The organism is Duganella vulcania (assembly GCF_009857655.1).
Taxonomy (GTDB): Bacteria; Pseudomonadota; Gammaproteobacteria; order Burkholderiales; family Burkholderiaceae_D; genus Rugamonas; species Rugamonas vulcania.
Window position 1 is genome coordinate 1 of sequence record NZ_WWCX01000019.1, and the last position, 21,416, is coordinate 21,416.

Here is a 21,416-nt window from a genome sequence, read left to right on the forward strand (position 1 = left end):
GGCACCGGCGGCGAGCGCGGCCGCGCCAGCCCGGCGCGGGCGTGCAGCAGCCCGTCGCTGTAGGGCGAGGGCGGTGTGGCGTCGGTGGGCATGGCGGCGCATTCGCGTTTATTTGCGCACGAAAGCGGTCAGTTCCCAGCTGTCGCGGTTGAAGATGCGGCCGTTCCAGTCGGTGTCGCGATAGTCGAGCTTGACGAAGTTGTTCACCTCGGGCACGAACCACAGCGTCTCGGTCAGCTGGCCGCTGCCGCCGGGGCTGTTCGGTTCCTCGCCGTGGTAGAGCGCCTCCACTTCCAGCTTGAGCGCCTCGAACTCGCCGGCCGCCACCTTGACCTTTTCCCAGTTCAGCACCTTGCCCTTGATGCGGTAGCGCCAGTGCTTGCCGGACTTGGGATTGTCGCCGGTGGCGTCGGTGGTCCACTCCTTGCCGGGCGTGAGCGGGAAGGCGTAGCGCGCGAACGCCGGCGCGAAGTGCATGGCGCCGCGGTCGACCGGATTCATCTCGGCGCTGAACAGCTGCTTGCCGATCAGCGCGCCGCTGGCGGCGCGCTTGATGTCCACGTGCACGCCGGCGGCGTCGACGCCGGTCACTTCCACGCGGTTGAGGTTGCCCTTCGCGCCCTTCCAGACGTCGGTGTACTGGTAGGTCCAGGAGTCGCCGACGGCGGGCGCCGGCGCCGCCACCGGCGCGTGTTCGTCCGCCAGCGCGAGCTGCGCCGCCAAGGTCAGTCCCAATGCCGCCAGTGTGTGCCGAGCCGCCATGCCGCCTCCGAAATGGTGTGTTTAATATTATAATTATGCCATCGCATTCAACGGCCGCATGAGCGCAATCGTGCGCGCTGTGGCGCTGGCAAGACAGCGGCGGCGACGCAGATTGGCCGCCAGGGTCAGCATTGAGTGGCACGCCGGCGCGCGGGCGATGCTAGCATTACGCCATGGCCGTACTCAATCACACAGACCCGATGAAACTCACCCGCATTGTCACCAGCATCGTGCTGCTTGGCGCGCTGTCCGGCGCGCACGGCGACGAGGCCGCGGCCAGGCTGCGCGCCCTGAACGATGCCGAGCTGCGCGGCGTATCGACGCCGATCCCGGCGCCGGCGCCACGGCCGCCGGCGCGTTCGCTGCATCGCGGCCTGTTTCCCTTGCACGGCCTGTTCGGCGGCGTGTCCGGCGCCGACGCCAGGGGCGCCGAGATGGGCTCGGTGCTGTTCCCGCTGCTGGGCGTGTTGAATGCGGACGTGACGGCGCGCGACGTCGTGTACGGGCCGAACGGCAGCGCGCCGCGCCTCAACGCGGACGGCTCCGTCAACCTGGCGCTGCCGGCGTCGATCGGCGAGCTCGACCTGCAGAACATCCGCGCCGGTGTCAACGACAACAGTAATTTCGGCTCGGTGCAAATCCGCGGCATCGACCTGAGCCGCACCGTGATCACGGTCGCGCCGACCCGCTGAGCCGGCGCGGAGGGCGGCGCACCTTAGCCGGCGTTCTCCAGCGTGGGACGGTTTTGCCTGGATAGCTGATCGGGCGGCGGCTGGGCCAGGCGCACCGCGTTGCGGCCTTCGTGCTTGGCCGTGTACAAGGCGGCGTCGGCTTGCGACAGCAAGGCCGTCACAGCCGCCTGGCTCTGGCTAATGCAGGCGCAGCCGATGCTCGTGGTACAGGCCGGCAAACCCGCCGCGCCCACTTCCTGCTCGACGGCCTGGCGCACCCGCTCGGCGACCACGGCCGCGCCCTGCAGATCATTGTCGGGCAACAGGACGATGAATTCCTCGCCGCCGTAGCGCCCCAGCGTATCGATGGAACGCAGCGCCGATTTGACGGTGGCCGCGAACCGCGCCAGCACCTGGTCGCCGACCACGTGGCCATGGCGATCGTTGATGCGCTTGAAGTGGTCGATATCAAGCAGCAGGATGGAGAACACGCGCCCGGTGCGTTGCCAACGCGCCACTTCGCCCTCGAACGCCTGCATGATGGCGCGCCGGGACGCGGCGCCGGTGAGCAGGTCGACATTGGCCATGCGTTCGAATTCCGTCCCCACCCGTTCGCTCGCCAGCAGCACCAGGCCCAGGCAGGTGACCATGCCGCCCACGCTGAACGAGCTGATGTAGAGCAGCTGTATCCATGTCGCGCCATAGCGGCTGGCGTCGGCAGCGTCGATGAAGGGCGCGCTGCCGGCGCGCAGCAGCAGGATGGCGCAGCGCACCAGCAGCAGCGCGGCCAGCAGCCGGCCGGCAAAGCTCAGGCCATGCCGCCAGTGCATCGAGGCGTGGACGCCGGTGTAGACCGTCATCGCCAGCGCGAACACCGTCACGCGCACGCGGTAGTCCGGCCAGACCACCATGAAGCAGGTCATGACGGCCAGCACGGCAACGGTGAACGCCAGCCAGCGGCGGCCGTTCAACGGGTGTTCATAGAATGCGGCCGTGCCGAACAGGTTCAGCGCGGCGCTGGCGAACGCCAGCGAGTTGCTGAGCATGGCGGCCAGCGCGGTGGGCAGCCAGCCGTCCAGGCCATAGGCGAGCGAGGAGAGCCCGCCGACGATGGGCGACAGTCCCCACATCAACGTCCCCTGGATGCGGCGCGGATAGTAGTGGCGCATCCCGAGCAGCACGAAGGCCATGAGCAAAGCCATGATGCCGGTGATGGAGTTGATGGTGCGGAGGTCGAGCATGACGCCACCGGGTTGGTTGTGATGACTGGTAATTATACGCACTCGACAACAGGTTGCGCACCGTACGCCTTGTCATCTGCAAGTCATGCTGGGCCTTTAGCATGGGCGCTTTCACATTGCTGAGGGCGTGACATGGAAAAGATGGGAGCACAGGATGCACAACGGCGGTCGTTGCTCAAACTGGGACTGGCATCGGGCCTGTCGGCCGGCGGGCTGCTGGCCGGCTGCGGCGGCGACAACGCGGCCCCGTCGAACACCCAGGACACCCGGATCGCCAGCTTCGCGCTGGCGGTGCTGCCGGACACGCAATTCTATTCGCGCTATGCGACCTCGTCGGAAAGCAGCCAGTACGAGCGCCACTACGGCAACGAACCCTACGCCGCGCAGACCAGCTGGGTGGCGCGCAACGCGCAGGCGCTCAACATCCCCTTCCTGATCCACCTGGGCGACGTGGTCGACCAGGTCGGCAAGCCGGAGCAGTGGAAGGTGGCCGACGGCGCCATGCAGGTGCTGGAGGCGGCCAAGGTGCCATACTCCATCCTGGCCGGCAACCACGACGTGCTGAACGACATCGACTTCGACAGCGACCCGGCCAAGGGCACCGACACGCAGCGCGTGCTGGCCAACGAGCCCTACCTGCAATGGTTCGGCACGAGGCGGGCGCAGCGCCAGGCCACCTTCGGCGCGCGCGACAGCACCGGCTTCCACGAGTACCACATCTTCAAGGCGCAGGACCAGCAGTTCCTGGTGCTGTCGCTGTCGTGGCGCATCTCGGACGCCGGCATCGCCTGGGCGCGCAAGGTGCTGGCCGACCATCCAACCTTGCCGGCCATCCTGGTCAACCACCAGCTGCTCAACATCGCGCCGGACGCGGTCAGCCCGCTGGAAACCGGCTACGGCAAAATGCTGTGGGAAAAGCTGATACGCGATAACGACCAGATCTTCATGACGCTCAACGGCCACCACCACGGCGGCGCGCGGCTGACCAAGACCAACGACTTCGGCAACGCGGTCGAGGAAATGGTGGTCGACTACCAGATGGCCTACCAGGGCGGCAACGGCCTGATGCGCCTGTATGAATTCGACCTGACCAACAACCAGATCAAGGTGCTGTCGTTCTCGCCGTGGGTGCCGATGAAGCCGGTCGACACGCTGAACGCGTTCGACCGCGCGGTGCTCACCGAGAGCAACCACAGCTTCACGATCGACATCAATTTCGCCAAGCGCTTCGCCCGCTTCAATGCCGGCTTCAGCGCCGGCAAGGCGACGGTCGCGTCGTCGCTGGTCGAGCAGGCCAGGGCGCTGGTCCTGAAGGGCTACACCGAGCCGGCCATCGTCGCGCCGGTGGCGCCCAAGGACGCGGACGACTATCCGAAGGTGGCGTCCACGGTGGCGCACTGGCGCTTCTACGGCGGCAGCGACGGCGCGCCGGTCGCGCCCGGCGCGCGCATCGCCGACGTCACCGGCGCCAATCCGCTGGTGCGCGACCAGCTCAACCAGGGCGGCATCGTCGGCGCGGCGGCGGGCGACATCGTGTGGAGCAGCGACCATCACCGGCTGTCGTCGGCGCCCGGTTCGGTCAGCTTCCTCAACACCGACAAGAACGCGCCGCGCCTGAGCTACTTCCTCACCGACGCCACGGCCGCGATCAACGCCCAGACCTTCGCGACCACCGGCTATACGATCGAAGCCTTCGTCAAAATCAACCCGGCGTGGGACAAGGCCAAGCACGCCTGGATGAATATCATGACGCGCGACGGCAAGCGCGGCGGCCTGGCCGGCTTCGACGGCGGCGACCCGGAATCGCCGCCGCTGTTGTTCGCCATCTCCAGCCTGCGCGAGGTGCAATGGGAAGTGGTGCCGGACGTCAGCGGCCAGCGCGACGCCATGGCCAGCTGGTCGGGTGAGATCATTGCCGGCAACTGGGTGCACATCGCCATCGTCAACGATCCGGTCACGCACGACACGGTCATGTACGTGGAGGGCGCGCCGGTGCTGCGCAACAGCAGCCACGTGGTCGGGCTGGCGACCTTGTCGGCGTCGTCGCCGTGGGTGGTGGGCGGCGGCTCGTGGGATGGCGCGAGGGCGGACGGGTTCTACGGCAACATCGGCGAAGTGCGCGTGGCCAGCGCCGCGTTGCCACCGAGCCAATGGTTGACGGCGCGTCGCGGCTAGGCGCCGCGAGATCGAACGCCCGCTTGGCGATCAGTCGGATGATTTTCCATGCGTTGAGAGCAGTTCTCTTGCCATTTCCATTGCCTGCTCGCGAGAAGCAGCAAGCAGTAAGGGGTAGCCCCAGAACTTGGCAAAGACGACCGCAAAGGCCTTGAAACCAAGACGTTTTGCCGAGTTCGGTTCGACCATGATCATTGCAAGAACCAGCCTTCGCAACTCAAGCTTGTGCTTTTTCATCCATAGCGCGGTGCGCTTCTTTTCTTCCGGCGAGTGTTCATGGTCGTCGGCAGGTACGGTATCGGTCAAGAGTACGAAGGACACGCCGCGCTGCAAATTGGCCTCGAACTCATCGAAGTCCGGCTGATGATCATGTCCGGGTTCTTGCGATAGATTCATCCAGACCAAGGGGAAGTCAGAACTATTGATAGACATGTTTGTTTCCTTTGCTTTTGATGTGGCCCCAGGTGGCCGCGATGGCGAATACGCCGGGCAGCGTGATGAAGAACAATGCCGAGAACGCAATGTGCCAGCCATCGCGCAAGCCGTCGGCGATTCCCCCCAGGGTATTCAAGACGACCAGCAGACTGCCCAGGACCAGCACAAGCCACTGAGCCGTGCGCGTTCCGCGCAGGGCGAGGAGCACCGTGACGATCCAGCAGCCATAGAACGCTGAAAACATCCAAAGTACGCCGGGCTCAAACGTAATTGGCGGTGTCGCTCCCTGCGCTCTGACAAAGTCGTTTACGTAGAAGAACAACTGGAACGTTACAAAAAGGACGACACCAGCGGCTGTCGTCAACCAGAACAAGGCGATCCTGTTTTGGTTGTTCATGGCCAGATTCTGGAAGGGGCTTAGGGTGGGCTGCGATGGCATAGGAGCTTTCTCGGAAATTAATGACGGTATATCTGTGGGTACATCAATAGTTATAGTTCAGCGTGACCATCACGTTGCGTGGTGGGCCATAACTCACGGTGTCGAAATCGCCCTTTTGCAGCGCATACTTTTTGTCGAACACGTTGTTGAGGTTGATGGCCACGTTGGTCTGCTTCGTGATGGCGTAACGTGCTAGCAGCGACATCAGCGCATGAGAACTCTGCTCCCCACCCAGCGAACTGGTGCCAGTATTGGGCGCTTGGTAAAAGCGGCTTTGCCATTTGACGCCGCCGCCGAGGGTCAGCTTGCGCCATCCTCCGGGCAACTGGTAGGTGGTGAAAAACTGGGCGGTGGTGCGCGGTATTTGCGAATTCAAGCGGCCCCCATCGCCATCTTGCGCCGTAAAGTGGGCGAGACCAGCGTACATGTTCCAGCCAGGCGCCAGTTGGCCCTGCAGGTCCAACTCGACCCCGCGCGACTTGGTCCCGTCCGTACCTTTGTACGCTTGGGCGCCGCCTGGCGTATAAGTCCCGGCGACCATCTGCGCTGCGTTGTCCAGATTGGTCTCGAACAAGGCCACCGAGGCATTCAGACGTCCGTCCAAGTAAGCGCCCTTGAGGCCGATTTCCTCGGTTTTCCCCTTTGATGGTGTAAGCACGTTGCCCTTGCTGTCTCGGTGGTCGGTTTGCGGATTGAAGATGCCGGTGTGGCTGACATAGGCCGAATATGTCTTGTCGATTTGGTAGATCGCGCCGGCATACGGGGTAAACTCATCGCTCTTTTTATAGTGCACCGAAGTGCCACCGACGTTATCGTCGATTTCGTAGTTGCTGAACCGGCCGCCGCCGATGAGTTTCAGGGATTCCGTCAGCGAAAACCGGGCTGCGCTGTAGACGCCGTTCTGCTTGATGCGGGTGCGGGTCGGCACTGAAGCCCTGGCGTCGAAGTCGGGGCGCGGATAGGCCGAACCCAGGTCATAGACATTGACCGGCGCAAAGCCTGCATAGAACGGGGCGATATCCTGCTGGCTGGCCTCGCGGCGCGAACTCGTCGCCCCTAGCACCAGCTCATGTTGGCGACCCAGCAGTTCGAACGGGCCGCTCGCCATCACGTCAACGGTGTTTTGACGGCTGTGGCCTGAGGACGCCAGCGCTGTCGGATAGGCCCCGTAGGGATAGGAGCCCAGTCCCGTGGCGCGATCGGGGCGGCCGACCAGGCCGAGCAGTTCGGCATCGAATTCGGTACGGTACTGGTTAACCATGGCCCGGACGCTCCAGTCCTTGCCGAAGCGGTGCTCGATCGCGGCAAACGCTGTCTTAAGGGTGTTGTTCCAATGGCTCCAATCCTGCGCGTAGTTCTTGCCGCGTCCATACCCGGCCTGCGTGCCGTCGCTGAACCATAGCGGCAAACCGCCCCAGGTAGAGCCCTTCGGCGTGATGTCCTGATAGTCATAGCCGAGGCTCACTGTCGTGGCTGGCGTCAGATCTGCCTCGATGATGCCGTAGACCGCCTTTCTCTGTGGCTTGTAGCCGTCGATGTACGAGTGTCCGTCCTGGTACGTCCCTACCATGCGCGCGCGGATGCGGCCGTCCTCTGTCAACGGGGTTGATATGTCAGCCATTCCCCGGTGGGTGTCCCAGCTTCCCGCGGCGAGCGAGACGGCTGCAGAGAATTCAGGGGCTGGCCGTTTGCGCACCAGGTTGATGGCGGCCGATGGATTCCCGGTGCCGGTCACCAAGCCGGAGCCTCCGCGCACGACCTCGACACGATCATAGAACGCGGTGTCGATAGAGCCGATGCCGCTCCCATTGACGATGTCGCCGACGACGGTGGGGATGCCGTCGTGCTGAACGTTGTTGATCAAAAATCCACGCGAATAAAAACTCGTCCGTTCGCTGTCGGACTGGTACGACGTGACGCCCGTGGTGTTCTCAAGCACACCCTGCACCGAATCCAATTGCTGATCGTCCATGCGCTGGCGCGTGATTACCGTCACTGCCTGCGGTGTTTCCTGCGATGACAGCGGTAGGTGCGTCGCCAGCGACGTCTGGCCCGTGGTGTAGGAGCCCGTACCTTCGGTGGTCGCCGTAGACAAGCGGCCCGTTACAGTTATCGCAGGCAAAGACATCTCATCTTGAGGCATCCCCCCTGCCTTGTTTTGGATTTGCGCTGACTCAGCGGCGAACGCACCCTGCGCGCTAATGAGCGCTGCCGCCGCGACTGCCGAGCGCAGCACCATGCGCGGCGCGATCCTGATGGGGCCGTTGTGTGGCCCATGTGGAGGAGGATAGACGGCCGGCTTTGCGTGTAAACCAATTGGTCTGGGAAACTTTCCGGCAGTTATGAGGGTAGGCATAAATGATACTCATTTGTATTTAGATGCCGTATTTAACAATGAAGCCGAGGAGGGAAGATAGCGAAATGGAGCCAGATTGTTATTCGTTTAGGCCATGCATTTCCACGCCGCCAGACCGTTTACCTGGCATAGGCGTGCATTTAGCTCTATGGGGAGACTTAATCGGGAAGCATAATGCCCGGCACGGGCGCAAGCTCCGCGCCGCTCATGCGGTCCGACAGGTACCGTGCGGGAGGCTTGCCAACCGCTTTGCGGAACATTGTGATGAACCCACTGGCGTTTTCATACCCTAACTCCAATGCCACCGTTTGCACGCTTTCGCCCTTGGTCAACCGTTGGAGTGCAAGGATCACATGCAGCTGCCGCCGCCAGCGTCCGAAACCCATTCCAACTTCTTGTAGCAGTAGACGGCTCATGCTTCGCTCACTGAGCCCGATTCGCGTCGCCCAGTCGGCTTTCGAGGTTTTATCAGTGGGGTCGGCCAGCATTGTTTCCGTGAGACGACGCAAGCGCAAATCGCGCGGCATGGGCAAATGCAAGAGTTCCACCGGCGCCGCCACCAACTCATCGAGCAATACGGCGATGAGCCGGTCTTCCGCCCCACCCAGCGGATATAGCTCAGGCATGCCGGCCACCTTCATTAGCAATTCGCGCAGCAACGGTGATACAGAAATCGTGCAACAGATTTTCGGAAGATCCGGTGCGGCGTCCGGTTCGACGAACAGACAATAGCATTCGGTTTCACCCGCACCCCGTGCCGAGTGCGGCAAGTTTCCGGGTATCCAGATGGCACACTGCGGCGGCACGATCCAGACGCCGTCATCGATTTCGCAGTTGAGGATGCCACGTACCGAGTAGATGAGCTGCGCCTTGCGATGCTGATGCCGCGCATTTTCCCAGTCCTTTGTTACGGAGGTGGCGTTGAAAGTTGAAACGGGACGTGAGATGCTGTCGATGTCCCTAGCCGTAGTTAGCCCAGTGATGGCAATGCTCGACATAAAGTGAAAAGTCTTGTATGGACAATAAGGGGTGACCTAATTGGCAAATATTACGCTCATAGGGTTCGATGGGTGACAATGGGGGGCGCACGCGCGGTCAGTCGTTTGGACTTTCGCACGCGGCCAACGCTTACATCAAGATCACGTCGTACTGCTCCTGGTGATACGCGGTCTCCACCTGCAGCGAGATTTTCTTGCCGATGAAGTCGCCCAGCATCGCCAGGTGCTGCGATTCCTCTTCCAGGAACATGTCCACCACCTCCTGCGAGGCGAGGATGCGGAATTCGCGCGGGTTGAACTGCTTGGCTTCGCGCAGCAGTTCGCGCAGGATTTCGTAGCAGATGGTGCGCGAGGTTTTCACCTGGCCCTTGCCGGCGCACGCCGGGCACGGTTCGCACAGGATGTGCGCCAGCGATTCGCGCGTGCGCTTGCGCGTCATCTCCACCAGCCCCAGCGCCGAGAAGCCCGACACCGACACCTTGGTGCGGTCGCGCGACAAGGTCTTCTTCAACTCCTGCAGCACGGCGTTGCGGTGCTCGTTGTTCTCCATGTCGATGAAGTCGAGGATGATGATGCCGCCCAGGTTGCGCAGCCGCAGTTGGCGCGCGATGGCATGCGCCGCCTCCAGGTTGGTCTTGAAGATCGTGTCGGCGAAATTGCGCCCGCCGACGAAGCCGCCGGTGTTGACGTCGATGGTGGTCATCGCCTCGGTCTGGTCGACGATCAGGTAGCCGCCGGACTTGAGGTCCACGCGCCGCCCCAGCGCACGCAGGATCTCTTCCTCCACGCCGTACAAATCGAACAGCGGACGCTCTCCGGTGTAGTGCTGCAGTCGCGGCAGCACGCCCGGCGTGTAGGCCAGGCCGAATTCCTGCAGCTTCAGGTAGTTCTCGCGCGAGTCGACCTGGATGGTGGCGGTGTCGTCGTGCACGAAGTCGCGCAGCACGCGCTGCGCCAGGCTCAAGTCTTGGTGCAGCAGGGTGGTGGCCGGCTTGGTCTTGGCGCCGTGCAGGATGGCGCCCCAGGTCTTGCGCAGGTATTCGACGTCGGCCGCGATGTCGGAGTCCGACGCGTCCTCCGCCTGCGTGCGGACGATGTAGCCGCCTTTTTCCTCCGGCGGCAGCAGGCTTTGCAGCCGCGCGCGCAGCGCTTCGCGCTCCGCTTCCTTTTCGATCTTCTGCGAGATGCCGATGTGGGCGTCCTGCGGCAGGTAGACCAGCATGCGGCCGGCGATCGAGATCTGCGTCGACAGCCGCGCGCCCTTGGTGCCGATCGGATCCTTGATCACCTGCACCGTCAGCACCTGGCCGTCGAACAGGATTTTTTCAATCGGGGTGGGAGCGGCGTTCTGGCCGCCGTCGTGCGGGCGGGCTTCCCAGATGTCGGCCACGTGCAGGAAGGCTGCGCGTTCCAGGCCGATATCGATGAAGGCCGACTGCATGCCGGGCAGCACCCGCACGACCTTGCCGGAGTAGACATTGCCTGCCAGCCCGCGCGTGAGCGTGCGTTCGATGTGCAGCTCTTGCACGGCGCCCTGCAGGATGAGGGCGACCCGGGTTTCCTGCGGGGTGATGTTGATCAGGATGTCTTCGTTCATGCTCGGCTTCTGAATGGGCTGTGAACGACGATCATACACGCCGCTCAGGGCAGCGGCAAACCCGCCTGGCGCAGCAGTTGGACGGTTTCATACACCGGCAGGCCCATGATGCCGGAATGGCTGCCGGTGATGTGTTCGATGAACGCGGCGGCCGGGCCCTGGATGCCGTAGCCGCCGGCCTTGTCGTAGGGTTCCTGGGTGGCGCAGTAGGCGGCGATGGCGGCCGGCGTCAGCACGCCGAAGCGCACTTCCGACACCTGCGTGACCTGGCCGGCGAAATCGGCCGAGTGGGCGGCGATCGAGGTCAGTACCTGGTGCGTGCGGCCGGACAGCTGCTGCAGCATGGAGATGGCTTCGTTGGGCGTGGCCGGCTTGCCGAGGATGGCGCCGTCGATGGTGACGGTGGTGTCGGCCGCCAGCACCACGCGCGGCGCCATGCGGCGGCGCACCACCAGGTCGGCCGCGAAGGCGGCTTTTTCACGCGCCACGCGGGCCACGTAGTCGAGCGGCGCCTCGCCGGGCAGCACCTCCTCGGTGACGTCGGCGCCGCGCGGGCCGTCGCTGCGCAGCAGCAGCAGTTCGAAATCGATGCCCACCTGGCGCAGCAGTTCGCGCCGGCGCGGGCTCTTGGAAGCGAGGTAGATCTTTTTGTCGACCGGTTTCATGTCTAATATTTTTAAGGTCGTGAGAAAAGGGGCGCAGCTAGGCGTGGCACCGAAGGCAGTACAACCGGTACGGCGAGGCGCCAACAACGACGCTGCGGCTCTTTTATCATGGCCTTAAACGCGGTGATACGGGTGGTTCTGGGTGATGCTCCAGGCACGGTACAGCTGCTCCGCCAGCATCACCCGCACCATGCCATGCGGCAGCGTCATGCTGGAAATGCGGATCAAGCCCTCGGCGCGCGCCTTCAGCTCGGGATCGAGGCCATCGGCGCCGCCGATCAGGAAGGCCGTGTCGCGGCCGTCCTGCTGCCAGGCTTCCAGCTGCTGCGACAGGCCGACCGAGGTCAGGTCCTTGCCGCGTTCGTCGAGGGCGATGATGCGTACGGACTTGGGCAGCGCCGCCTCGATGCGCTCGCGTTCGAGCGCCATCGCGGTGGCGGCGGTCTTGCTGCCCGAACGGTCGACCGGCTTGATTTCCTTCAGCACGATCTTCAGTTCCGGCGGCATGCGCTTCGCGTATTCGGCGAAGCCCGTTTCTATCCAGGCCGGCATTTTATGGCCGACCGCAGCGATGATCAGCTGCATGCCCGATTACTCTTCGACTTTTTTGATACGCTTGATGACGGTCTTGACCGGCGCTTCATCGGCTTTTGGCTTGGCGACCTTGCGCTTAGGCGGCAGGGCCTTCAGCGCTTCGGCGGCGGCGACCGCCGACTTGGTCTTGCCGACCTTGATGGTTTTACCGGCTGGCACTGCGGCTGCCTTCTTGGCGGCCGGCTTCTTCTCGGCGGCCGGCTTGGCGGCGGCGGCTTTGCGTGCCGGGGTTTTCTTCTCGATGACCGGGGAGGCGTCGACGGCCTTTTTGCCGGCGGCCAGGTGGCTGCTGACTTTCTTCGGCGCGGCGGCTTCCTCGCCTTCCTTGGTCGACTTGCGCTTGGCGGCGCCCAGCTTGACCGGCTTGTCGCCCCAGATCTCTTCCAAACGGTAGTAGGCGCGGATCGGCGCCTGCATGATGTGGACGATCATGTCGCCCAGGTCGACCAGCACCCATTCACCGGTGTCCTCGCCTTCCATGCCGTAGACGTCGCCGCCGGCGGCCTTGACCTTGTCGCGCACCGAGGCGGCCAGCGCCTTGGTCTGGCGGTTGGAGGTACCGGACGCGATGGCGATGCGGTCGAACAGGCTGGTCAGATGGGTGGTATCGAACAGGGCGATGTCTTGGGCCTTGACGTCTTCGAGGGCGTCAACGACGAGGGATTGCAGTTTTTTGATGTCCATTTAGCTTTTGTATAGATTGTGTTGTTCAATATAGTCTAGCACTAGCGGCGGGATAAGCGAGTTTGCGCTTTCCCCCCGTTGTAATGCCGCACGTATTTCGGTGGCGGAGATATCCACCGCGAAGTCCTGTGCCAGATAAGTCAGACCGTGCGGCGTGTTGCGGATTTGTTCAGGCGTTCCCAGACGGCGGGAAAACGCCTCGGCCACTGCCGGCGGAAGGCCGGCGGTGGCCAGGTTAAAGCCAGGGCGGGCCGCTACGCAGATATGGGCGTAGTCGAACAGCGCCTGCCATTCATGCCAGGTGTCGAGCCGCTGCAGCTGGTCGGCGCCCATCAGGAAGCTGATGGAGGCCGCCGCACCCAGTTCGGCGCGCACCTGGCGCAGCGTGTCGATGGTGTAGGTGGCCTGTCCCTGTTCGCCGCGCTCGATTTCCTGCATGTCGACCACGACGCCGTACGGGGCGCCGGCAAAGGCCAGCGCCACCATCTCGGCGCGCTGGCGGGGCGTCGCCTTCAGGGTGGACTTCTGCCATGGCAGGCCGGCGGGGATCACGCGCAACTGGTCCACCTGCAGCAGTTGCGCAAAGTGCGCGCCTAGTGCGACGTGACCGTGATGCACCGGATCGTAGCTGCCTCCCAGCAGTGCGACGCGGTAAGCCATCGTCACGCGGCGAGCCAGTCGCGATGCGGCAGGAAGTCGCTGTACAGCGCCGCCTCCGGGCTGCCCGCTTCGGGCTCCCAGCGGTAGCGCCATTTGACGATGGGCGGCATCGACATCAAAATCGCCTCGGTGCGGCCGCCCGACTGCAGGCCAAACAGCGTGCCGCGGTCGAACACCAGGTTGAACTCGACGTAGCGCCCGCGGCGATAGGCCTGGAAGTCGCGTTCGCGCTCGCCGTACGGCGTGTCCTTGCGGCGTTCCAGGATGGGCTGGTAGGCCTTGAGGAAGGCGTCGCCGACGCTTTGCATCATGGCGAAGCTTTGCTCGAAGCCCGCTTCGTTGAAGTCATCGAAGAAGATGCCGCCGACGCCGCGCGCTTCCTGGCGGTGTTTCAGGTAAAAATACTCGTCGCACCATTTCTTGAAGCGCGGATGCAGGTCGCCGCCGAACGGCGCCAGCGCGTCGGCGCAGGCCTGGTGGAAGTGCTTCACGTCCTGCTTGTCGCCGTAGTAGGGCGTCAGGTCCATGCCGCCGCCGAACCACCATGCCGGTTCGCCGCTGGCGTTGGTGGTGGTGAAGAAGCGCACGTTCATGTGCACCGTCGGCGCGTACGGATTGCGCGGATGGATCACCAGCGACACGCCCATGGCTTCCCACGGCTGGCCGCCCAGGTCCGGGCGGTGCGCGGACGCCGACGGCGGCAGCTTGGCGCCCATCACGTGCGAGAAGTTGACGCCACCGCGTTCGATGACGTTGCCTTCCTCGATCAGGCGCGAAATGCCGCCGCCGCCCTCGGGCCGATCCCACGCGTCGCGCAGGAAGGGTTTGCCGTCGACGGCCTCCAGCGCCTGCACGATGCGATCTTGCAGGTCGAGCAGGTAAGCCTTGACGGCGCCGGGGTTCGGAAGGGACGACATCTGGTCCTAGTGCTTCAGGCCGCGCCAGCCGATGTCGCGGCGGCACTGCATGCCGTCGAACGAAATCTGGTCGACCACTTCGTAAGCCTGCTTCTGCGCCAGCTTGACGCTGTCGCCCAGGCCGACCACGCACAGCACGCGGCCGCCGGTCACCTGCAGATGGCCGCCCACTTCGGCGGTGCCGGCGTGGAAGGTCACCGCTTCCGGCGTCTCGGCCGGGATGCCGTCGATGACGGCGCCCTTCAGCGGCGCGTCCGGGTAGCCGGCGGCTGCCAGCACCACGCCAACGGCGGTGCGGCGGTCCCATTCCAGCTCGACCTGGTCCAGCGTGCCGTGGACGGCGTGTTCCATCACCGTCACCAGGTCGGTCTTCAGGCGCGACATGATCGGTTGCGTTTCAGGATCGCCCATGCGGCAGTTGAATTCCAGCGTGCGCGGATTGCCCTGGGCGTCGATCATCAGGCCGGCGTACAGGAAGCCGGTGAAGACGATGCCGTCCTTCGCCATGCCGGCGATGGTCGGGTTGATGATCTCGCGCATCACGCGGGCGTGCATGGCCGGCGTGACGATCGGGGCAGGGGAGTAGGCGCCCATGCCGCCGGTGTTCGGGCCTTCGTCGTTGTCCTTGAGGCGCTTGTGATCCTGGCTGGTGGCCAGCGGCAGGATGTTTTTGCCGTCGCACATGACGATGAAGCTCGCCTCTTCGCCGGCCAGGAATTCCTCGATGACGATGCGCGCGCCGGCGTCGCCGAAGCGGTTATCGGCCAGCATGTCGTCCACCGCGCGGTGTGCTTCTTCCAGCGACATCGCCACCACCACGCCTTTGCCGGCGGCCAGGCCGTCGGCCTTGATGACGATCGGTGCGCCGTTGGCGTCGATATAGGCGTGCGCTTGCGCCACGTCCGAGAAGGTCTGGTACTTGGCGGTCGGGATGCCGTGGCGCTGCATGAAGGCCTTGGCGAAGTCCTTCGACGACTCCAGCTGGGCCGCTTCCTTGGTCGGGCCGAACACCTTCAGGCCGCGCGCGCGGAACAGGTTGACGATGCCGCCGGCCAGCGGAGTCTCCGGGCCGACCACGGTCAGGCCGATGTGCTCCTGTTCGACGAAGGTCGCCAGTTCGTGCAGGTCCGTGATGTTGACGTTGACCAGGCGCGGATCGCGCGCGGTACCGCCGTTGCCGGGGGCGACGTAGACCATCTGGATGCGCTCCGATTGCGCCAATTTCCAGGCCAGCGCATGTTCACGGCCGCCGGAGCCGACTACCAATATTTTCATAAATCCTCAGTCTTCGATCAGCGTGTTGGAATAGACTTCCTGGACATCGTCCAGTGCTTCCAGCGCGTCCAGCAGTTTTTGCATCTTGACGGCGTTCTCGCCGGTGAAGACGGTCTCGGTGTCCGGCTTCATGATGATCTCGGCCACTTCGGCCTTGAAGCCGGCGGCTTCCAGCGCATCCTTGACGGTCGCGAAGTCGTGCGGATTGCACAGCACTTCGAAGCCGCCTTCCTCGTCGGCCACCACGTCTTCGGCGCCGGCTTCCAGCGCCACTTCCATCAGCGCGTCCTCGTTGGTGCCGGGCGCGAACAGGAACTGGCCGCAATGTTTGAACATGAAGGCCACCGAGCCTTCGTTGCCCATGTTGCCGCCGTTTTTGTTGAAGGCGTTACGCACCTCAGCCACGGTACGCACGCGGTTGTCGGTCATGCAGTCGACGATGACGGCCGCGCCGCCCACGCCGTAACCTTCGTAGCGAACCTCTTCGTAGGCCGCGCCGTCTTCGCCGCCGGTGCCGCGGGTGATCGCGCGTTGCACGTTATCCTTCGGCATATTGGCGTCGGCCGCCTTGTCCACGGCCAGGCGCAGGCGCGGGTTCGAATTCAGGTCGCCGCCGCCCATGCGCGCAGCCACGGTGATTTCCTTGATGAGACGGGTCCAGATCTTGCCACGTTTAGCGTCGGTCGCTGCTTTTTTGTGCTTGATATTGGCCCATTTGCTGTGTCCAGCCATGTTCGGTCTTCCTTCGGCGGTAAGTCATTGGTGTGCGGTGAGGGCGGTATTCTAGCATAGGGGCCAGCTCAAAACCTTTTCCATCACCTCTGGCAGCTCGATTTTCGTTACCCACGCGTCCATTTCCTTGACCAGGATGACGGCGCTGTTTTCCTGGTCGATCGGCACCCATTCCGGGTTGTTTTGGCGCATCAGGGCGATCACCGGCACGTGCACCGCGTTCGCCAGGTGCATGACCGCCGTTTCCACCGTGATGATCAGGCTGCACAGGCTGAGCACGGCCGGCAGCTGGAAGAAGTTGTCCACCGCCGAGAACAGGTGGGTGTCGGGCAGCGCCAGGCGGTCGTACAGCGCCTGGGCGTTCTGCATGTCTTCCGGCACAACGTTGACAATAAAGCCAGCTTCGCGCCACTTGGGCTGGGCGCGCATTTCCTTGATCAGCTCGAAGGCGCGCTCCAGCGGCCAGCAGCGCTCCTCGCCCTTGGAGTAGGCGTTGATGAAGACCACCTGCGGCGGCAGGCCCCAGGCGGCGAATTGATCGCGCGCATAACGCATCCACTGGTCCGGGATCTGGATGGTCGGGTAGCGGTCCGGCTTGGGGATGTCGATGCCGAAGGCGGTCTGGAACCATTGCGCGTAGATGTCGCTCACATGCGGCACGTCGCGCTCCTGCGACTCGTACAGCGGCATGGTGGCGTTGAACTTCAGGATGCTGAGCTTCTTGGACAGCTCGAAGAAGCGGTACTTCTGCTTCTTCAGGCCGACGATGAAGCCGCGCGGGCTGATCTCGCGCGTCAGGCGCGCGTAGCGATGGCAGGCCATGTGGGTCAGCGAGACCACGATCGGACACTCCTCGCGCTGCGCCTTGGCGATCGATTGCGCGTGCAGCGCGGGGCTGTAGTTCTGGGTGTAGGTCTGGTCGATGTAGGGGCTGGCGGTGAGCCAGTCGTACAGCGAGTAGTTCTTCAGGTGCGGCCAGTCCTCGGGGTTGTCCGAGCGCCGGCGCTCGTCGACCCACAGGTGGATCTGCAGGTGGGGGTGGGCCTGCTTGAGCGCGCGAAAGCACATTTGCATGTAGGTGAAGTCGCCGATCGCCATGTGGGTGACGACCAGGATTTTGTCTGCCTTGGCAAGCAGTGGTGCGGGAATCAGTTGTTTCATGTCGCGGGCTGGCAATAAAAATAAGTCAAGACGGTAACACGTTGTCGGCTCTAGAGGCAGGCCTCCACTTTTTGTAGGGAAGCTGTCATATCCTCCTGCTACGATTTTCCTTTTACATAACTACAATACGGAGTGCACATGGATCGGCGGCAGTTTCTGAAGTTCGGCAGTTTTGTGACGGTATCGGTGGCCTCGGGCGCAGGCCTGAGCGCTTGCGGCGGCAGCAGCGCGGCGCCCGGCAGCGATTTGCCACCGGCCAGCGGCGCGTGGAAATTCCCGCAAAGCGTGGCCTCCGGCGATCCGCGCGCCGACAGCATCATGCTGTGGACCCGCGCCGTGCCGGCATCGGCCGACAATGTCGCCGCCGCCACCGGCAGCGATTCCGCCATCCGCCTGGTTGTGACCGCCGTGGATAATAGCAGCTCGCTGGGCGGCGCCGTGGCCCTGAGCGGCGCCACCGTGGCCGACGTGACCCTGCCGCTGCAGGTCAAGTACGACAACACCGTGCGCCACAAGCTGACCGGCCTGACGGCCGGCACCACCTACTACTACCAGTTCATCGCCGGCGACAGCCGCTCCAACGTGGGCCGCTTCAAGACCGCGCCGGCCGCCGAGGCCGACGTCTCGCAGCTGCAGTTCGCCTACATGACCTGCCAGGACTGGAGCGTCAACCACTGGGGCGCGATGAGCAGCATCGCGGGCGAGAACCTGGACTTCATCGTCCACCTGGGCGACTACATCTACGAGACGGTGGGCGACTCCTTCCAGCTTGGCGCGGTCGAATCGCGCCACGACGCGCTCGTGCTACCGGACGGCGCCTTCAAGAGCGGCACCTCCGGCGCCAAGTACGCCACCACGCTGGCCGACTACCGCTACCTGTACAAGAAGTACCGCACCGACAGCCGTCTGCAGGCGCTGCACGAGCGCTTCGCCTTCATCGCCATCTGGGACGACCACGAGTTCTCGGACGACGCCTGGCAGGATGCGCAGACCTACGACGGCAGCTTCAACGCCGACGGCTCGGACCTGCACCAGGCTGGCCGCCGCCGCAACGCCAACCAGGCGTGGTTCGAATACATGCCGGCCGACGTCGATTTCGACACGGCCAGCACCGGCTTCCAGAACATCAAGATCTACCGCGACTTCCAGTTCGGTAAGCTGATGCAGCTGGTGATGACCGACGAGCGCCTGTACCGCGCCGACCACGTGATTCCGGAATCGTCGATCAACCCGGCCACCGGCCAGGCGCTGGGCCGCATCGGCTCGCGCTACCTGGTGCCGCAGGATTTGTTCAACACGGTCGAGGCGCAGAAGATGGCCGGCGCCACCACCATCGGCCTGGAGCCGCTGGCCACCGTGACCATGCTGGGTACCACGCAGCGCCAGTGGTGGATGGACAAGATGAAGGCCGCCACCGCGACCTGGAAATTGTGGGGCAATGAAGTGTCGCTGCTGCGCATGGGCCTGAACGGCGTGGACGCCATCGCCACCCTGCTGGCGCTGAACGCGGTGCCGACCATCGCGGCCTCGATCGGCAGCACGGCGGCGGCGGTGAGCGGCAACTTCCCGCTGGCTTCCGCGATCGTCGCGGCGGCCACCGCGGGCGCTGCGGCGGCCGTGGCGCAAGCTGGCGCCGGCGCGATCCTGCAGGCCTACGCCACCCCCGGCAGCACGCCGGAGACGCAGGTGGGCGCGGGCGTCAAGGCCGGCCTGACGGTGGCGCAGGCCACCATCGCGGTGGCCGCGTATTCGCGCGTCTACGTCGCCGCCAGCGGCATCGTCGCCGGGACGCCGGCCGCGCTGGCTGGCGCCGGCGCGCAGACCATCGCCTTCGGCTACATCAAGCCGGACATCCAGGCCAAGAAGATCGACTCGCCGTTCGTGGCGGCGTCGGGCAAGAAGGCGCAGCTGGCGCCGTTCTTCACGCGCTTCCTGCTCAACTGCGACCAGTGGGACGGCTACAACAGCGAGCGCAAGGCGCTGATGGCGCATTTGAAGACCAACAGCATCGGCAACGTGGTGGCGATCACCGGCGACATCCACGCCTTCTTCGCCGGCACCGTCAGCGACGATTTCGACGCCACCGGCGGCGGCACGCCGGTGATGGTGGACCTGGTGTCGGCCGGTATCAGTTCGGATTCGTTCTTCAGCTACCTGCGCGACGCGGCGTCGGCGCTGGGCGACATCGCCACGCTGGTGGCTTACCCGCTGGCGATCCCGGTCACGGGCCTGGGCACGTTGAACATCTCGATCGACCTGCTGGACTACACAATGGGCAAGGCCGCGCCGACCGTGGCCAGTTTGGCGGAGCAGGTCCGCGTGCAGGTGCGCGGCGCGTTGGCCGCCAAGGGTTTGCCGGAAGCGCAGCTGGACGCGACCACCGGCGCGGTGCTGGCCGGCCTGCAAGCCAACAGCGACTTCAGCGTCTCGCTGCTGGCGCTGGCGCAGCAGCTGTCCGGCCTGGGCAACAACCCGTGGATCAAGCACCTGAACACCGATGCGCAAGGGTTCACGGTGGTCACGCTCACGCCGGGCAAGATGGTCGCGCAGTTCAAGCAGGTCAACAAACTGGTGGGCGCCAGCGCGCCGGCCAGCGTAGTGGCCCGCGTGACTACCGCCACCGTAACCGCCGGCTCGGCTGCCGTGGCGATCAGCTAAGCGTAAAACAAGGCGCCGCCAGCGGCGCTGTCCGTTTGCCCGTACAATTCCGGTATGGAAAAAAGCATCACGGACAGCGCGCCGGCGCGCGCCGCTTATCTGGGCGGCTTGGGTATCGCCATCGGCGGGGCGGTTCTGTTTTCGACCAAGGCGGTGGTGGCCAAGCTGCTTTACCGCTATCACATCGACGCCGTCACGCTGATCGCCTTCCGCATGATCTTCTCGCTGCCGGTGTTCGCCGCCATCGCGCTGTGGAAGATGCGCGCCGAGGCGCCCCTCACCAGCAACGACCGCTGGCGCCTGGTCGGCCTCGGGCTGGTCGGCTACTACCTCTCCAGTTTCCTCGACTTCCTCGGCCTGCAATACATCTCGGTCGGCCTCGAACGGCTGATCCTGTTCCTGACGCCGACCTTCGTGTTGCTGATCTCCTCCACGCTGCTCAAGCAGCACATCAGCCGCAAGCAGTGGCTGGCGCTGCTGATCTCCTACTGCGGCATCGTGTTCGTCTTCCTGCATGACCTCAACAGCGGCAGCCAGAACGTGGTGCTGGGCGCCTTGCTGGTCACCGGCTCGGCCGCCGCGTATTCGATCTACCTGCTGCTGTCGGGCGAGATGGTGCGCCGGCTCGGCGCGCTGCGGCTGGTGTCGTATGCGATGTGCGTCTCCAGCGCCGCCTGCATCGGCCAGTTCTTCCTGCTGCGGCCAGCGTCCGGACTGCTGCAGCCGCTGCCGGTGTATGGCCTGTCGCTGGTCAACGGCATCCTGTGCACCGTGATGCCGGTGTTCATGACCATGGCCGCCGTCGAGCGCATCGGCGCCGGCACCGCCTCGCAGGCTGGTATGATCGGCCCCGTTTCAACGCTGTTCCTGGGCGCGCTGCTGCTGGGCGAGCCTGTCACCTCCTGGCAATTGGGAGGCACCGTGCTGGTGCTGGCCGGGATTTATCTGCTGTCAAAAAAATAGGACCAAGACATGAAAACCCGCATTGCCCTGATTGCCCACGACAAGAAAAAAGACGACATGATCGCCCTGGCCGCCGAGTACAAGGACTTCCTGGCCACCTGCACGCTGACCGCGACCGGCACCACCGGCGGCCGCCTGATCAACGAGCTGGGACTGACCGTGGACCGCAAGCATTCAGGCCCGTTCGGCGGCGACTTGCAGATCGGCTCCATGCTGGTCGAGGGCGAGATCGACTGCGTGATCTTCCTGCGCGACCCAATGACGCCGCAGCCGCACGAACCGGACATCAACGCGCTGGTGCGCGCCTGCGACGTGCACAACACGCCGTGCGCCACCAACGTCTCGTCGGCCCACCTGGTGCTGTCGCAGCTGCAGCTGCGCGCCGCCACGGCCTGACCGGCGCTACACTTTTCGCATCAAGCACAACGGAGGT

Annotated in this window: 20 protein-coding genes; 5 read left to right on the forward strand and 15 right to left on the reverse strand. The window is 64.4% G+C overall.

Features of this window, described 5'->3' with window-relative positions; all coding sequences use genetic code 11:
- Positions 1-108: 108 nt before the first annotated feature.
- The gene (locus GTP90_RS13530) at positions 109-762 is read right to left on the reverse strand and encodes a hypothetical protein (RefSeq protein WP_161084039.1); all 654 of its coding nucleotides are present in this window, start codon (positions 760-762) and stop codon (positions 109-111) included.
- Between the two features lie 173 nt (positions 763-935).
- On the opposite strand from GTP90_RS13530, the gene GTP90_RS13535 reads away from it, so the two are divergent.
- Positions 936-1,454, forward strand: coding sequence for a hypothetical protein (locus GTP90_RS13535; RefSeq protein ID WP_254451852.1), 519 nt, complete (start codon positions 936-938; stop codon positions 1,452-1,454).
- 23 nt (positions 1,455-1,477) lie between these two features.
- Here GTP90_RS13535 and GTP90_RS13540 read toward each other — a convergent pair whose 3' ends face one another.
- A complete protein-coding gene (locus tag GTP90_RS13540; protein ID WP_161084041.1) occupies positions 1,478-2,674 on the reverse strand; it encodes a GGDEF domain-containing protein in 1,197 nt (398 codons plus the stop codon).
- 132 nt (positions 2,675-2,806) lie between these two features.
- Between GTP90_RS13540 and GTP90_RS13545 the strand changes: the two genes are divergently transcribed.
- Positions 2,807-4,849 carry a LamG-like jellyroll fold domain-containing protein gene (locus GTP90_RS13545; RefSeq protein WP_161084042.1) on the forward strand — a complete coding sequence of 681 codons (2,043 nt, stop codon included), beginning with the start codon at positions 2,807-2,809 and terminating at the stop codon, positions 4,847-4,849.
- 30 nt (positions 4,850-4,879) lie between these two features.
- Here the strand turns inward: GTP90_RS13545 and GTP90_RS13550 are convergent, their stop codons facing one another.
- The 13 genes from GTP90_RS13550 to GTP90_RS13610 form a co-directional block, all read right to left on the reverse strand.
- The gene (locus GTP90_RS13550) at positions 4,880-5,281 is read right to left on the reverse strand and encodes a hypothetical protein (protein ID WP_161084043.1); all 402 of its coding nucleotides are present in this window, start codon (positions 5,279-5,281) and stop codon (positions 4,880-4,882) included.
- Positions 5,268-5,681 carry a hypothetical protein gene (locus GTP90_RS13555; RefSeq protein ID WP_254451853.1) on the reverse strand — a complete coding sequence of 138 codons (414 nt, stop codon included), beginning with the start codon at positions 5,679-5,681 and terminating at the stop codon, positions 5,268-5,270. Before GTP90_RS13555 ends, GTP90_RS13550 begins: the two co-directional genes overlap by 14 nt.
- A gap of 85 nt (positions 5,682-5,766) precedes the next feature.
- The gene (locus GTP90_RS13560) at positions 5,767-7,962 is read right to left on the reverse strand and encodes a TonB-dependent siderophore receptor (protein ID WP_161084045.1); all 2,196 of its coding nucleotides are present in this window, start codon (positions 7,960-7,962) and stop codon (positions 5,767-5,769) included.
- A 275-nt stretch (positions 7,963-8,237) separates the two neighbouring features.
- The gene (locus tag GTP90_RS13565) at positions 8,238-9,077 is read right to left on the reverse strand and encodes an AraC family transcriptional regulator (RefSeq protein WP_161084046.1); all 840 of its coding nucleotides are present in this window, start codon (positions 9,075-9,077) and stop codon (positions 8,238-8,240) included.
- 130 nt (positions 9,078-9,207) lie between these two features.
- Positions 9,208-10,674, reverse strand: coding sequence for a ribonuclease G (rng, locus tag GTP90_RS13570; RefSeq protein WP_161084047.1), 1,467 nt, complete (start codon positions 10,672-10,674; stop codon positions 9,208-9,210).
- Positions 10,675-10,718: 44 nt separating this feature from the next.
- Complete coding sequence (locus GTP90_RS13575; RefSeq protein WP_161084048.1) at positions 10,719-11,339, reverse strand: Maf family protein; 621 nt, start codon at positions 11,337-11,339, stop codon at positions 10,719-10,721.
- 114 nt (positions 11,340-11,453) lie between these two features.
- Positions 11,454-11,924, reverse strand: coding sequence for a 23S rRNA (pseudouridine(1915)-N(3))-methyltransferase RlmH (gene rlmH / locus GTP90_RS13580; protein ID WP_008451768.1), 471 nt, complete (start codon positions 11,922-11,924; stop codon positions 11,454-11,456).
- Between the two features lie 6 nt (positions 11,925-11,930).
- On the reverse strand, positions 11,931-12,617 hold the full coding sequence (rsfS, locus tag GTP90_RS13585) for a ribosome silencing factor (protein ID WP_161084049.1): 687 nt from the start codon (positions 12,615-12,617) through the stop codon (positions 11,931-11,933).
- On the reverse strand, positions 12,618-13,277 hold the full coding sequence (locus GTP90_RS13590) for a nicotinate-nucleotide adenylyltransferase (RefSeq protein ID WP_161084109.1): 660 nt from the start codon (positions 13,275-13,277) through the stop codon (positions 12,618-12,620).
- Between the two features lie 2 nt (positions 13,278-13,279).
- Positions 13,280-14,194, reverse strand: coding sequence for an oxygen-dependent coproporphyrinogen oxidase (gene hemF, locus GTP90_RS13595; protein WP_161084050.1), 915 nt, complete (start codon positions 14,192-14,194; stop codon positions 13,280-13,282).
- Positions 14,195-14,200: 6 nt separating this feature from the next.
- Complete coding sequence (purD, locus tag GTP90_RS13600) at positions 14,201-15,469, reverse strand: phosphoribosylamine--glycine ligase (RefSeq protein WP_161084051.1); 1,269 nt, start codon at positions 15,467-15,469, stop codon at positions 14,201-14,203.
- A gap of 6 nt (positions 15,470-15,475) precedes the next feature.
- Positions 15,476-16,201: a YebC/PmpR family DNA-binding transcriptional regulator gene (locus tag GTP90_RS13605; protein WP_161084052.1), complete on the reverse strand. Its 726-nt coding sequence runs from the start codon at positions 16,199-16,201 to the stop codon at positions 15,476-15,478.
- A gap of 51 nt (positions 16,202-16,252) precedes the next feature.
- Complete coding sequence (locus tag GTP90_RS13610; protein WP_254451854.1) at positions 16,253-17,362, reverse strand: glycosyltransferase family 9 protein; 1,110 nt, start codon at positions 17,360-17,362, stop codon at positions 16,253-16,255.
- A 138-nt stretch (positions 17,363-17,500) separates the two neighbouring features.
- Between GTP90_RS13610 and GTP90_RS13615 the strand changes: the two genes are divergently transcribed.
- From GTP90_RS13615 to GTP90_RS13625, 3 genes are read left to right on the forward strand one after another with little or no spacing between them, the layout of a single operon-like run.
- The gene (locus tag GTP90_RS13615; protein WP_161084053.1) at positions 17,501-20,020 is read left to right on the forward strand and encodes an alkaline phosphatase D family protein; all 2,520 of its coding nucleotides are present in this window, start codon (positions 17,501-17,503) and stop codon (positions 20,018-20,020) included.
- A gap of 54 nt (positions 20,021-20,074) precedes the next feature.
- Positions 20,075-20,983, forward strand: a complete 909-nt coding sequence (locus GTP90_RS13620) for a DMT family transporter (protein WP_161084054.1) — start codon at positions 20,075-20,077, stop codon at positions 20,981-20,983.
- Between the two features lie 9 nt (positions 20,984-20,992).
- On the forward strand, positions 20,993-21,379 hold the full coding sequence (locus GTP90_RS13625; RefSeq protein ID WP_161084055.1) for a methylglyoxal synthase: 387 nt from the start codon (positions 20,993-20,995) through the stop codon (positions 21,377-21,379).
- The last annotated feature ends 37 nt before the right edge of the window (positions 21,380-21,416 follow it).

What these genes read in the sequence shown, in the direction of transcription:
- GTP90_RS13530 (WP_161084039.1), bottom strand. Translation starts at nt 762, where the DNA reads ATGGCGGCTCGGCACACACTGGCGGCATTGGGACTGACCTTGGCGGCG.
- GTP90_RS13535 (WP_254451852.1), top strand. Translation starts at nt 936, where the DNA reads ATGGCCGTACTCAATCACACAGACCCGATGAAACTCACCCGCATTGTC.
- GTP90_RS13540 (WP_161084041.1), bottom strand. Translation starts at nt 2,674, where the DNA reads ATGCTCGACCTCCGCACCATCAACTCCATCACCGGCATCATGGCTTTG.
- GTP90_RS13545 (WP_161084042.1), top strand. Translation starts at nt 2,807, where the DNA reads ATGGAAAAGATGGGAGCACAGGATGCACAACGGCGGTCGTTGCTCAAA.
- GTP90_RS13550 (WP_161084043.1), bottom strand. Translation starts at nt 5,281, where the DNA reads ATGTCTATCAATAGTTCTGACTTCCCCTTGGTCTGGATGAATCTATCG.
- GTP90_RS13555 (WP_254451853.1), bottom strand. Translation starts at nt 5,681, where the DNA reads ATGAACAACCAAAACAGGATCGCCTTGTTCTGGTTGACGACAGCCGCT.
- GTP90_RS13560 (WP_161084045.1), bottom strand. Translation starts at nt 7,962, where the DNA reads ATGGTGCTGCGCTCGGCAGTCGCGGCGGCAGCGCTCATTAGCGCGCAG.
- GTP90_RS13565 (WP_161084046.1), bottom strand. Translation starts at nt 9,077, where the DNA reads ATGTCGAGCATTGCCATCACTGGGCTAACTACGGCTAGGGACATCGAC.
- rng (WP_161084047.1), bottom strand. Translation starts at nt 10,674, where the DNA reads ATGAACGAAGACATCCTGATCAACATCACCCCGCAGGAAACCCGGGTC.
- GTP90_RS13575 (WP_161084048.1), bottom strand. Translation starts at nt 11,339, where the DNA reads ATGAAACCGGTCGACAAAAAGATCTACCTCGCTTCCAAGAGCCCGCGC.
- rlmH (WP_008451768.1), bottom strand. Translation starts at nt 11,924, where the DNA reads ATGCAGCTGATCATCGCTGCGGTCGGCCATAAAATGCCGGCCTGGATA.
- rsfS (WP_161084049.1), bottom strand. Translation starts at nt 12,617, where the DNA reads ATGGACATCAAAAAACTGCAATCCCTCGTCGTTGACGCCCTCGAAGAC.
- GTP90_RS13590 (WP_161084109.1), bottom strand. Translation starts at nt 13,277, where the DNA reads ATGGCTTACCGCGTCGCACTGCTGGGAGGCAGCTACGATCCGGTGCAT.
- hemF (WP_161084050.1), bottom strand. Translation starts at nt 14,194, where the DNA reads ATGTCGTCCCTTCCGAACCCCGGCGCCGTCAAGGCTTACCTGCTCGAC.
- purD (WP_161084051.1), bottom strand. Translation starts at nt 15,469, where the DNA reads ATGAAAATATTGGTAGTCGGCTCCGGCGGCCGTGAACATGCGCTGGCC.
- GTP90_RS13605 (WP_161084052.1), bottom strand. Translation starts at nt 16,201, where the DNA reads ATGGCTGGACACAGCAAATGGGCCAATATCAAGCACAAAAAAGCAGCG.
- GTP90_RS13610 (WP_254451854.1), bottom strand. Translation starts at nt 17,362, where the DNA reads ATGAAACAACTGATTCCCGCACCACTGCTTGCCAAGGCAGACAAAATC.
- GTP90_RS13615 (WP_161084053.1), top strand. Translation starts at nt 17,501, where the DNA reads ATGGATCGGCGGCAGTTTCTGAAGTTCGGCAGTTTTGTGACGGTATCG.
- GTP90_RS13620 (WP_161084054.1), top strand. Translation starts at nt 20,075, where the DNA reads ATGGAAAAAAGCATCACGGACAGCGCGCCGGCGCGCGCCGCTTATCTG.
- GTP90_RS13625 (WP_161084055.1), top strand. Translation starts at nt 20,993, where the DNA reads ATGAAAACCCGCATTGCCCTGATTGCCCACGACAAGAAAAAAGACGAC.